Here is a 12,089-nt window from a genome sequence, read left to right as displayed (position 1 = left end):
TCCCTTGGCGCTCAGCAGACGTACCTTCAGTGCCCTCGCCGGCTCGGCCGCGCTCGGTTTCGCCCTGGGCGGCAGCGGCGGCCCCGGGGCGCCCGCTGCCTACGCGGCACGCAGTGTGCCGACCGGCCCGGCACCGGCCGCGCCGAGAGCCGACGGACAGCGGCACACCATCGGCTACGACCACCACTCCCTCGTCGTGGACGGGCGGCGGCTGGTGGTCTGGTCCGGCGAGATGCACCCCTTCCGCCTCCCGAGCCCGTCCCTGTGGCGGGACGTCCTGGAGAAGATGCGGGCGCACGGCTACAACACCGTCAGCATCTACGTGGCGTGGAACTACCACTCCCCCGCGCCCGGGACGTACGACTTCGCCGGCGTACGCGACCTCGATCTCTTCCTCCGCACAGCGGCCGAGACCGGGCTGTACGTCATCCTCCGCCCCGGCCCCTACATCAACGCCGAGGTCGACGCGGGCGGCTTCCCCGGCTGGCTCACCGCCACCGAGGGCGCCGCCCGGGGCACCGACCCGACCTACCTCGGCCACGTCGACCAGTGGCTGACGGCCGTCAACCGCATCGTCCGCCGCCACCAGCACACGGACGGCGGCGGCACCGTCCTCCTCTACCAGATCGAGAACGAGTACGACGGCCACGTCGCCGACCCGACCGGCCCCGCCTACATGTCCCACCTCTACAAGAAGGTGCGGTTCGACGGCATCGACGTCCCCCTCTTCCACAACGACAAGGGCCGCAACGGCTACTGGATCCCCGGCTCCTTCGACACGGGCGGCGAGCGGGGCAAGTGGCTGTACGGCTTCGACGGCTACCCGTCGCCCTCCCAGCCCCCGCCGGACTGGGGCGACTTCGGGATCGGCGGCCTCAAGGGCGGCGCGACCGCGAGCCCGCGTACGCCCGGGTTCGTGCCGGAGTACGGGGGCGGCTGGTTCGACCCGTGGGGCGGGGTCGAGTTCGGCGGCAAGGGGTACGCCGAGTCCCGGCGCACCCGGGACGCGGCCTACGAACGCCGCTTCTACCTCACCAACCTCGCCAACGGCCTCACCCTCCACAACGTCTACATGACCTACGGCGGCACCACCTGGGGCTGGCTGCCGGCGCCGGTCGTCTACACGTCGTACGACTACGGCGCCGCCATCGACGAGGCCCGCAACGTCACGACGAAGATCGCGCCGATGCACCAGCTCGGCCACCTCCTGCAGCGCGTCCCGGACTTCGCGAAGCTGGACCGCGCGGCCGACGTCCACGTGGCCGGGCTGAAGGCGTACCACCTCACCAACCCCGACACCCAGGCGCACGTCTACGTCCTGCGCAACGACGGCGCCGACGAGGTCACCTCGACGCTGCGGACCGCCGACGGCGACGACGTCGAGCTGACCGTCGCGGCCCACGACGCCCGGCTCGTCACCACCGGCCTCTCCCTCGGCAAGCGGAAGCTGCGCTACTGCACGGCCCAGCCGATGTTCGTGCTCACCGCGGGACGCCAGGACATCGCGCTGTTCACCGGCCGCTACGGCGAGATGGCGCACCTGGTGCTTGAGTGCCCGACCGAGCCGTCCGTCCAGCGCCTCGACGCCGAGGCGGCCTGGGTCTACGACCAGGGCGTCCTGCACGTCACCGCGCCGCTCGGGCAGGGCGGACTCACCCGGGTCCTGGTCCAGCGCGGCGACAGCGACACCCCGCTGCTCCTCCTCTTCGCCGACGACGCGACCTCCGTACGGCTGTTCCCGTACGACACCCCGTCCGGCACGCTCCTGGTCTACGGCCCGGCGCTGCTGCGCCACGCCAAGCTCGACGGATCGGCGGTCCAGCTCACCGGCGACATCGTCGGGGCGAGCGGCGTGGAGGTCTGGGGACCCCGCGGGATCGCCTCGGTCACCTGGAACGGGCAGCCGGTACGGACCCGGGTGACCGTCTCGGAGAGCCTGGTCGCCCTGGCGGAGATGCCGGAGGCACCGCGGCCGGCGCTGCCGGTCCTTGCCGACTGGCGCCGGAAGACCGAGAACCCCGAGGCCGCGATCGGCTTCGACGACTCGGCGTGGCCGGCCGCCGACAGGAAGACGTCGTTCAGCACGACGGCCGTCCCGGCGGGTCAGCCGGTGCTCTTCGCCGACGACTACGGCTTCCACTACGGGGACGTCTGGTACCGGGGGCACGTGGACGGTGACCTGTCGGACCTGGAGTCGGTCTCCCTCGCCTACAGCACCGGCACCCAGGGCATGTTGATGGCCTGGCTGGACGGGGTGCCGCTGGGCTCGCACCGGATGCCGGTGCCGGATGCGAAGACGGTACGGAAGGGGAGCTGGGCGGCCACGGCCGAGTTCTCCGCCGAACGGCTGAAGAAGAAACAGCGGAAAAAGCCGGGGCACGTGCTGTCCGTGCTGGTGCGGCGGATGCAGCACGACATGGACGGCGGCTCGCTGGACACGCACAAGGTGGCGCGTGGGCTGACCGCCGTCTCCTTCAAGGGGGTCTCGCCGAGGACGAGCTGGCGGATCCAGGGGGCCACTGCTCCGGATCCGGTGCGGGGGCCGCAGAACAACGGGGGGCTGTACGGGGAGCGGGAGGGGTGGCACCTGCCCGGGTTCGCGGACGGTGGGTGGGAGGCGGCCGCGCTTCCCCGTTCCGACAAGGGGATGGGGGTCACCTGGTACCGGACCGGGTTCCGGCTGTCCGTGCCGGGTGGGGTGGACGCGTCGGTGGGGCTGGTGCTGGAGGACGATCCGGCGCGGGCCTATCGGGTGCAGATCTTCTTGAACGGGTGGAACCTCGGGCAGTACGTCAATGACGTGGGGCCGCAGCACACGTTCGTGCTGCCGAACGGGATTCTGCGGACTCGGGGTTCCAATACGTTGGCTTTGGCTGTGCTTTCGGATGGGACGAGCGAGGTCGGGCCGGGGGTTGTGCGGCTTGAGTTGCTGGGGAGTGCGGCCGGAGGAGTGGAGGTTTTGGGGGTGGACTCCCCCGGCCGTTGACTGCGGGTGTGTGTGGTTGCTCGCGCAGTTCCCCGCGCCCCTGAAGACAAAAGGCAAGGGGCGCTGACCCTTACGCCAGGCGGATCACATTCCACGACAAGGGTTCGAGAACGGCCGTCAGCGTGCCGTCGGTCAACGTCGTGCCCTCTGCCGGGTGAGGGGTCACCCGCTCCGGTTCCTCCAACGTGTTGCGGGCGTCGGGGTCCTCGTCCGACAGGACGCTGTGCTCCGTGACCTGCGTCAGGTCCAGGCCGCTCAGGGCGATGTCCAGCGGCAGCGCCTCCGTCCGGCTGCGGTTCACTGCGAAGACCGTGACCGTGCCGTCCTCGGCCCTGACCGCGGTCGCGTGCAGCAGGTTCGTCTCGCCGTACTTCTTCGTGTCGTATGTCGGCGAGTCCACGCGTACGTCCAGGACCTGGCCCCTGCCGTACCGCGACGCCTGGGCGAAGGGGAAGAACGTCGTCTGGCGCCAGGCCGGGCCGCCGGGCTCCGTCATGATCGGGGCGATGACGTTGACCAGCTGGGCCAGGCAGGCGACCGTGACGCGGTCGGCGTGGCGGAGCAGGGCGATGAGGAGGGAGCCGAAGACGACGGCGTCCAGGACGCTGTAGTTGTCCTCCAGGAGGCGGGGGGCCTCGGGCCAGTCCCGCGCGTCGGAGTTCTCGATCGCATGCCACTTCGAGGTGTACCAGACGTTCCACTCGTCGAAGGAGAGGTTGATCTTCTTCTGGGACTTCAGCCTCGCGCCCACGTGGTCACAGGTGGCGACCACGTTCTCGATGAAGGACTCCATGTCGACGGCGGAGGCCAGGAAGGAGTCGAGATCGCCGTCCTGGGGCTCGTAGTAGGCGTGCAGGGAGATGTAGTCGACCAGGTCGTACGTCTCCGCGAGGACCGTCGCCTCCCACTCGGCGAAGGTCGGCATGGACTGGCTGGAGGAACCGCAGGCGACCAGTTCCACGGACGGGTCCATCTGGCGCATGGCGCGGGCCGTCTCGGCGGCGATGCGGCCGTATTCCCCGGCGGTCTTGTGTCCGGTCTGCCAGGGGCCGTCCATCTCGTTGCCCAGACACCAGAGCCTGATGCCGAAGGGGTCCTTGTCGCCGTGGGCGGCGCGGAGGTCCGACAGGGCGGTTCCGGAGGGCTGGTTGGCGTACTCCTGGAGCTCCAGGGCCTCCGCCACGCCCCGCGTGCCGAGGTTGATCGCCATCATGGGCTCGGCCTGCGGGCCGACCTTCTTCAGGAAGGCGATGTACTCGGAGAGGCCGAACCGGTTGGTCTCCGTCGACCGCCAGGCGAGGTCGAGGCGGCGGGGCCGGTCCTCGACCGGGCCGACCGAGTCCTCCCACTTGTAGCCGGAGACGAAGTTGCCGCCGGGGTAGCGGAGGGTGGTGACGCCGAGTTCGCGGACCAGGTCGAGGACGTCCGTGCGGAGGCCTTCGGCGTCGGCCGTGGGGTGGGTGGGCTCGAAGATGCCGGTGTAGACGCAGCGGCCCAGGTGCTCGACGAAGGAGCCGAAGAGGCGGGGGTTTACGGGGCCGATCGTGAAGGCGGGGTCGAGGGTGAAGCGGGCGGAGCGCGTGCTCATGAGATCCCTTCGGAAAGCGCTTACTTAAGAGTAGGCCAGCCGTCTTCTGTCCAGTAGAGGGTGTTCAGCCCCAGCTTCGGCGTGCCGTTGTCGTCCGCGTCGTAGTAGTGGTAGGCGAGGACGTCTCTGCCGCTGTCCTTGAAGACCGACTCGCCGCCCGGGCCGATGAACCTGCCGTGGCTCGCCAGCAGCAGGTCCCCGCCGCCCTCCAGCATCGGTGTGCCGGTGCTGTCCGCGTAGGGGCCGGTCACCGACGTCGAACGGCCCACCCTGATCTTGTACGTCGAGTTCACGCCCGCGCAGCAGGCGTCGTAGGACGCGAAGAGGTAGTAGTAGCGGCCGTGGTGGAGGATCGAGGCGCCTTCGACGGCGTAGGGGGCGTCCGGGCGGGTCGCCAGGTGTTCGACCGTCGTGCCGGGGATCGCCTTGCCGGTCCCGGGGTCGAGCCGGATCATGCGGATGCCGGTCCAGTACGAGCCGAACGCCATCCACAGTTTGCCGTCGGCTCGGGTGATCGCCGGGTCGATGGCGTTCCAGGAGTCGGTCGTGTCGGAGGTGAAGGCGGGGCCGTGGTCGGTCCAGGTGCCGGGGAGGCCGGTCGGGGAGGTGGCGACGCCGATCGCGGATTGGTTGGTGCCCCAGGAGGAGACCGCGTAGTAGAGCCAGTAGCGGCCGTCGCGGTAGGAGAGGTCGGGGGCCCAGGGGTCGGCGGTGGAGTTGTAGTCGTACCACCAGCTCGGGGGTGTGGTGAACGCGTTGCCCGCGTCGGTCCAGTCGCGGAGGTTCGTGGAGAGGCGGGCGCCGATGACGCCGCCCGTCGAATAGGCCACGTAACCGCCGGTCCTGAGGTGGACGACGGTGGGGTCGTGGATGATCTGCTGGCCCGTGACGGGCAGGGGGTCGGGGTAGCTCTCGGCCGCCTGTGCCGCGTTGGGGAGGAAGGCCAGGAAGGCGGCGGCCGCCACGGCCGTCAGCGCTCTGCGTACTCTCACTGTCCCGCCAATCCCGTGTGGGCGACGCCCGCCACGATCTGCCGTTGGAAGAAGACGAAGACGACGATCAGCGGCAGGCCCGCCATGAGGCCGCCGGCCATGAGCTGGGCCCACTGGATGCCGTAGGAGTTCATGACGGTCGCGATGCCGTTCGGCATGGTCATCAGGTCGGGGTTGTTGGTCACCATGTACGGCCACAGGAAGTTGTTCCACGAGGCGATGAAGGTGAAGATGCCGACCGCGGCGAGGGAGGGGCGGGAGAGCGGGACGACGATGGTGAAGAAGATCCGCCAGCGGCCGGCGCCGTCGATGAAGGCGGCCTCCTCCAGTTCGCGCGGGATGCCCTGGAAGAACTTGTAGAGGATGTAGACCATGGCCGCGGGAGCGCACTGCGGGAGGATCATGCCCCAGTAGGTGTCGACCATGCCCATCTGCTGGACGGTGGTGAACAGGGGGACGCCGAGGACCGCCGGGGAGATCATCAGGCCCGTCATCACCAGGCCCATCAGGACGGCCCGGCCCCTGAACTCGGTGCGGGCGAAGCCGTATCCGGCGAGGGCGGCGACGGTGACCACGACGGCCGTCACCAGGATCGACACCACGAGGGAGTTGACGAACCAGTTCGTGATGTTGCCGGTCTCCCACAGGGCCTTCCAGGCCTGGCCGGTCCACACCTTCGGCAGCCAGTGCGGCGGGATCTCGGCGGCCTCGGCCTCGGACTTGAGCGAGGTGAACAGGGCCGCGGCGATCGGTGCCACGAAGACGGCGGAGACGGCGACGCCGAGGAGGGTCAGGACGATCTGGCTGGGCGTCCAGGGCTTGCGGGTCCTGAGCCGGACCTGGGTGGTGCTCATCGGGTGCCCTCCTCACGGTTGCGCAGCAGCGCCATCCGTCCGAGGGCGACGGCAGCGATGATCACGAAGAAGATGACGGACATCGCGGAGGCGTAGCCCACGCGGTAGCTGGTGAAGCCCTGTTCGAGGGTGTACTGGACGAAGCTGCGGGTGGAGAGCTCCGGGCCCGGGCCGAAGTCCATCATCACGACCGCCTGGTCGAAGAGCTGGAGCGAGGCGAGGACCTGGAGCGCGATCACCAGGCCGGTGATGTGGCGCAGCATCGGCAGGGTGATGTGGACCGTCCGGTGCCAGGCGTTCGCGCCGTCCAGCCTGGCGGCCTCGTAGAGGTGGTCGGGGATGCCCTGGAGGGCGGCGAGGTAGAGGAGGAAGGAGAAGCCGACCGTCCACCACAGGGTGGTGATGACGATGGCGAGCATCGCGTACGACTTGTCGGTCAGCCAGGGGGTGTCGAGCCCGAAGGTCTCGTTGAAGAGGCCGATGCCCTGGGTGAACAGCCACTGCCAGATGTTGCCGGCGACCGTGGAGGGGAGCAGGAAGGGGGCGAAGAAGCACAGGCGCCACAGCCACTTGCCGCGCTCGATGTGGTGGGCGAGCATCGCGAGCAGGAAGGCGAGCACCGTGATGGACGGGACGACGAGCAGCGTGAAGTAGGCGCTGTGCCCGAGCGCGTCCCACATCGCCCGGTCGTGCAGCGCCTCGCGGTAGTTGTCGAGGCCGATGAAGCTCGCGCCGTCGCCGGAGATGTTGGCGTCGGTGAGGCTGAGGTAGACACCGCGCAGCAGCGGCCAGACCACGAACAGCGTGAAGAGCGCCAGGAACGGGGCGACGAACCAGCCCCCGTGCTGGAAGCCCTGTTTGCGGCGGACGGTCGCGGAGGCGGCGGCGGTCCTCGCCCGCACCGGAGCGACGACGGTCCCTGCACTGGTCGTCATGCGGCCGTACCTCCCTGCGCGGCGGTCCTGCCGTCCATCGGGTTCTTCGAGGCGAGGAGCTTGACGAGGTGTTTCCTCATCGTCTGCGCGACGGCGGGCGGCTTGGCCGAGCCCATCGTCGAGGAGACGACCACCGGGCCGAGGTCCTGGGCGAGGACACCGGTGGAGCCCGCGAACCACACCTTCGGTTCGGTGGCCTGGTGGTACATCGCGGAGGCGTACTCGTTCTGCGGGGTGAGCTTCTTGTACGCGGCGGTGGACAGCGTCGGCGTGTACGCGGGGATGTGACCGCCGGCCGCCCACTGGAGGGCGTGGGTGACGACGTACGCGGCCAGTTCGTGCGCGGCCTCGTTCGTGGCGCCGCCGCGGCCCGACTGGTGCGGCAGGACGAAGGAGTGCGACTCGGCGTGCGTGGCCCGCCTGCCGAAGACGGGCGGCAGCGGGGTCGCGCCGTAGTCCAGCCCGGCGCCGGAGAAGACGGGCACCGACCAGTTGCCCTCCCAGGTGAAGGGGGCGCCGTTGATGAACTGTTCGCCGGTCGGCGCGCCCGGGATGACGTATCCGTCGGTGACGTGTCTGCGGAAGAACTCCAGGACCTGGGTGGCCTTGTCGGTGTCGAAGAGGACCTCGGTGTTGTCGGCGTCGAACCACTTGCCGCCGAGCTGGGTGTAGAAGGCGACGAAGAACCACCACTGGAAGTTCTGGTCGTTGGTCCACAGGCCGATGGTCTGCAGGCCCTTCTTCTGGACCGCCTTGGCCTTCTTCAGGACGTCGAACCACTCGTCGGTGGAGGTGACCGGGATCATCAGGCCGTCGTCGCCGAGCAGGCCGGCCTTCTTCAGGACGTCCCTGCGGTAGAAGCAGAGCTGTACGTGGATGTCGAGCGGGAGGGCGTAGAGCTTGCCGTCGATGACACCGCGGTTCCACAGCGCGGGGTTGTAGTCCGCCTTGCGGACACCGTACTTGGCGAGGAGGTCCAGGTCCCACGGGTCGAGGAGCCGGCCCGGGGAGAAGCCGGCGACCCGGCCCATGTGCATGACACCGAGCTCGGGGGCGCGGTTGCCCGCGGCGGCCATGGCGAGTTTGGTGTAGAAGGGGTTGCCCCACTGGAGAGTGGAGTCCTTCACGTCGATGTCGGGGTGTCCGCTGCGGAAGGCGTCCAGCATCGCGATCATGTTGGCGCCGTCGCCGCCGCTGAAGAGGTTCCAGTAGCGCACCCGGGTGTCCGCGCTGGAGGCGAGCGCGTCGGCGCCGGTCCCGAGCGCGGCGAAGCCGAGGCTGCCCGCGACCGCCAACCCCCCTGCCGTGCCCAGCAGCTGCCTGCGATTCAGGCCAGGTCGTCCCATGCCCTGCCCTTACTGTAGAAGTCCTAGGGTGTTCGAAATCTCGTATAGCGCTCGTAACTTCGAACGGGACCGTAAAATCGAAGCGCTTCCGCGTCAATGGGTTGAACAGGCTTCAACGGATTTCGGTCTGCACTTTCTCCGCGCTTTCCCGACGGCGGTTTCCGGACACAGCGGTCGTTCCCGGTCCCACGACGGCCATCGGAGGACATGACGCCGCCAGTTCCGGGCGCGTAACCTCGGACCGGCTGTGCGGCAGGCGGCGGCGGACGGCGGGGAAAGGGGGGCGTACGACGTGGTGATGACCTTCCTCGGCGAGCTGTACACGTCCTTCGTGTGGATCCCCACCGCGATCCTCGTCGCCGCCCTCGTGCTCAGACTTCCGAGCATCCTCCGGCTCTGGCGCGACCCGCTGCTGCGCGCGGTCGGCGGGCTGCTGCTGCTCGCCTGCGCCGTGTTCGTGTCCGTGACGCCGTCCACGATCGCCTGGACCAACCGGGTCACGGGCGTGCCCAACATCTCGGCGCCCTGGGTCTACTCGCTGCTGACCGCGTTCAGCGGCTCGGGGCTGCTGCTGATCATCGCCTGGCGGGGCGGCCCGGCCGACCGCTCGGCCGCGACCCGGCGCGCCAGGCGCTGGGTGATCTCCGTCTACTCGGGCGTGATCGTGGCGCTGTGGCTGCTGTTCGCCCTCGCGGACGTGCCCGTGGAGCGGCTGCGGGACCTCGACACGTACTACGCCAACACGCCATTCATGCGCGAGGAGATCCTGCTGTATCTGCTCGCCCACACGGTGGCCGTGGCGATCACCTCGTGGCTCGTGTGGAACTGGGTCCGCGCCGACGGCCTCGGCACCCGGCTGCGCTGCGGGCTGACGTTCCTGGGGATCGGCTACGGCCTGAACCTGGTCTTCGACCTCGCCAAGTTCACCGCCGTGACGGCCCGTTGGACCGGGCACGACCTGGACCGGCTGAGCACGGACGTCGCCCCGCCGGTGGCCTGTCTGGCCGCCATCCTGATTGCCGTCGGCTTCATCCTGCCGCACGCCGGCCAGTACCTGCACGACCGCCGGCGCGTGCGGCTCGCCCACCGCGAACTGCGGCCGCTGTACCGGCTGCTGCGGACCGTCAACGGCGACGGCCTCCCCTTCCCGCCACGCGCCACCCCCGAACTGCGCCTGGTCCGACGGGAGACGTACATCCGCGACGTGCTGCTCCCGCTCGCCCGGCACCTCGACGAGGAGCTGCGCACCCGGGCGTACCGGGCGGCGCTGCGGCTGGGGTTCCCGCCGGCCCGGGCGAGGGCGCTCGCCGCGGCGGTGGCGATCCTGGACGCCGTGGCCGACGGGGGGCGCTCCGCCCACCGTGACGGTGCGACGAACCACCCCGACACGACGGAGCTGCTCCAGGAGATCGGGGCGGTCTCACGGGAGTTGAGCCACCCCGACGTGATCGACGCCGTACGCGTGGCGGCGGGCCCGCCCCGGCCGAAGGAGGCCGGTGCGGCGGAGGCGGCCGGTTCGGCGGGGGCAGCCGGTTCGGCGGAGGCGGCCGGTTCCTTCCTGCCGCGTCGACGGTGAGTGGCTGAGGCGGAGTATGTCCTGGCATATTGCAGCGGTGCGCACGAAGAAGGAGATGCGCCGGCTCGCCGGCGCCCTCGTCGAGCCCATGCGCGTTCCGGTCCCCGCCGACCCCGAGGCCCTGTTCGACGCACTGGTCGACTCCGTCTGCCGCTGGCGGGGACGTGAAGTCGTCGTCCGGCGCGAGGTGTTCCCGCCCCACACCGCGAGCGGGCTGTGGCTGGAGGGCGACACCTACGACGTCATCGTCGTCGACCAACGGGCCGCCGTCTGGCACCAGATCGTGATCTTCTGCCACGAGGTGTGGCACATGCACCAGCGCGACGCCCACCCCTCGCCCGCGCCGGCCGCCGACGGCAGCCCCCGGCCCGTCGCCGCGCGCACCGACTTCAGCCTCGCCGACGAGCAGGAGGCCGACCGCTTCGGCATGTTGATGAGCGGGCGGCTGCGCCCCTGGCTGGAGGCCGCCGCGGGCTCCGCCGCCCGGGACGGCGCGGCGGCCGAGGACGGCGACCAGGGCCTCGCCGGGCGCATCGGCGCCGCCCTCAACTACCGCGGCACGAGCGGCGGTCCGGGAAGCGGATCGACAAGCGGATCAGGAAGCGGATCAGGAGACGGACCGGGAAAATGAACGGCCTGATCAACTACGTCAGCTGCGCTCTGCTGTGGCTGGGCCTGCTGGTGAAGGCCCCCGACCTGATACGTCACTGGCGCGACCCCTATCTGCGCGTCATCTGCGTGGTGCTGGGCCTGGCCGGCACCTGCTTCTTCCTCGGGGCACCGCCCACCGTCGGAGCGGTCAACCAGCTCAGCGGCGTCCCGAACCTCGCCGCCCCGCTGACCTACGCGTCGATCACCGCGTACAGCGCCTCCTCCCAGGTCCTGATCGTCTACTGGCGCGGCGGACCCCATGTGCACCGCACGGCCCGCCGCTGGATCGTGGGCTACGCCTTCGTCCTCGTCGGCATCGCGGCGATGTTCGCGCTGGGCCGCACGCCCGTGGAGCGCCGCACCGACCTGGACACCTACTACGCGACCACCCCGTTCATCGCCGAGATGATCGTGCTGTACCTGGCCGGGCACCTCGCCGCCGTCAGCGTCACCACGGTGTCGTCGCTGCGCTGGGCCCGGCAGGTGCACGGCTGGCTGCGGGCGGGCCTGATCATCCTGGGCGTCGGCTCGCTGTGCGGCGCCGGGTACAGCCTGCCCAAGCTCGCCGCCGTGGTCGCCCGCTGGTGCGGCCTCGACTGGTCGTGGGTCAGCACGACCGTGTCACCGGCCGCCGCCGGAGTCAGCGCGCTGCTGACCGTCATCGGCGTGCTGATCCCGCTGACCGGGCCCCGGCTGACGCAGCGGTGGCGGGCACGGCGGACCTTCGCCCGCCTCGAACCCTTGGAACGGGAACTGGACGAACTCCTCACCCGGCGCGCGCTACGGCTGCCCCGGCCGCGCTGGTCCTCCGCCGCCACCCGGCTGGTGTGGCGCCAGACGAGCATCCACAACGCGCTCGGCCACCTGGACGCGTTCTTCGACCGGGCCCTGTACGAACGGACGTTGGAGACCGCGGCACGGACCACGGACGACCCGGAGTGGGCCGAGGCCACCGCGTGGGCGGCGGTGATCGCCGCAGCCGTGGTGGAGGAGCGCGACCCGGGTCACCGGCTCGTGCCCGCCGGCGAACCGGACCGGTTCGCGGACCGGACCCCCGCTCCCGCCCTGCTCGTACGGGTGGCCGACGCCCTGGCGCTGTCCCCGCTCGTCGCGGCCGCCCGGCTCCGCACCGGTACGACGGAAGGGAGCACCCGGGCATGA

Annotated in this window: 9 protein-coding genes; 4 read left to right on the top strand and 5 right to left on the bottom strand. The window is 70.4% G+C overall.

Annotation, left to right across the window (positions count from 1 at the left end; genetic code table 11):
- Window positions 1-4: 4 nt before the first annotated feature.
- Window positions 5-2,986, top strand: a complete 2,982-nt coding sequence (locus ABT137_RS02155) for a beta-galactosidase (protein ID WP_351700957.1) — start codon at window positions 5-7, stop codon at window positions 2,984-2,986.
- 70 nt (window positions 2,987-3,056) lie between these two features.
- Here the strand turns inward: ABT137_RS02155 and arfA are convergent, their stop codons facing one another.
- The 5 genes from arfA to ABT137_RS02130 are packed head-to-tail and all read right to left on the bottom strand — an operon-like array spanning window position 3,057 to window position 8,701.
- Window positions 3,057-4,574, bottom strand: coding sequence for an arabinosylfuranosidase ArfA (gene arfA / locus ABT137_RS02150; RefSeq protein ID WP_351700954.1), 1,518 nt, complete (start codon window positions 4,572-4,574; stop codon window positions 3,057-3,059).
- A gap of 20 nt (window positions 4,575-4,594) precedes the next feature.
- Entirely contained in the window at window positions 4,595-5,566 is a 972-nt protein-coding gene (locus ABT137_RS02145; protein WP_351700952.1) for an arabinan endo-1,5-alpha-L-arabinosidase, read from the bottom strand.
- Window positions 5,563-6,420, bottom strand: coding sequence for a carbohydrate ABC transporter permease (locus ABT137_RS02140; RefSeq protein WP_351700949.1), 858 nt, complete (start codon window positions 6,418-6,420; stop codon window positions 5,563-5,565). Before ABT137_RS02140 ends, ABT137_RS02145 begins: the two co-directional genes overlap by 4 nt.
- Window positions 6,417-7,355, bottom strand: coding sequence for a carbohydrate ABC transporter permease (locus tag ABT137_RS02135; RefSeq protein ID WP_351700946.1), 939 nt, complete (start codon window positions 7,353-7,355; stop codon window positions 6,417-6,419). Before ABT137_RS02135 ends, ABT137_RS02140 begins: the two co-directional genes overlap by 4 nt.
- Window positions 7,352-8,701, bottom strand: a complete 1,350-nt coding sequence (locus tag ABT137_RS02130) for an extracellular solute-binding protein (protein ID WP_351700943.1) — start codon at window positions 8,699-8,701, stop codon at window positions 7,352-7,354. Before ABT137_RS02130 ends, ABT137_RS02135 begins: the two co-directional genes overlap by 4 nt.
- Window positions 8,702-8,999: 298 nt before the next feature.
- Between ABT137_RS02130 and ABT137_RS02125 the strand changes: the two genes are divergently transcribed.
- Genes ABT137_RS02125 through ABT137_RS02115 form a run of 3 tightly spaced genes read left to right on the top strand, consistent with a single transcriptional unit; the run spans window position 9,000 to window position 12,089 of the window.
- Window positions 9,000-10,277, top strand: coding sequence for an MAB_1171c family putative transporter (locus tag ABT137_RS02125; protein WP_351701146.1), 1,278 nt, complete (start codon window positions 9,000-9,002; stop codon window positions 10,275-10,277).
- A 55-nt stretch (window positions 10,278-10,332) separates the two neighbouring features.
- Window positions 10,333-10,908, top strand: a complete 576-nt coding sequence (locus ABT137_RS02120) for a toxin (RefSeq protein WP_351701143.1) — start codon at window positions 10,333-10,335, stop codon at window positions 10,906-10,908.
- Window positions 10,905-12,089 carry an MAB_1171c family putative transporter gene (locus tag ABT137_RS02115; protein WP_351700940.1) on the top strand — a complete coding sequence of 395 codons (1,185 nt, stop codon included), beginning with the start codon at window positions 10,905-10,907 and terminating at the stop codon, window positions 12,087-12,089. Before ABT137_RS02120 ends, ABT137_RS02115 begins: the two co-directional genes overlap by 4 nt.

The organism is Streptomyces sp. NPDC001980 (assembly GCF_040296885.1).
Classification (GTDB): domain Bacteria; phylum Actinomycetota; class Actinomycetes; order Streptomycetales; family Streptomycetaceae; genus Streptomyces.
Note: the sequence above shows the minus strand (reverse complement) of the source record. Positions and strands in the feature narration are given on the sequence as shown.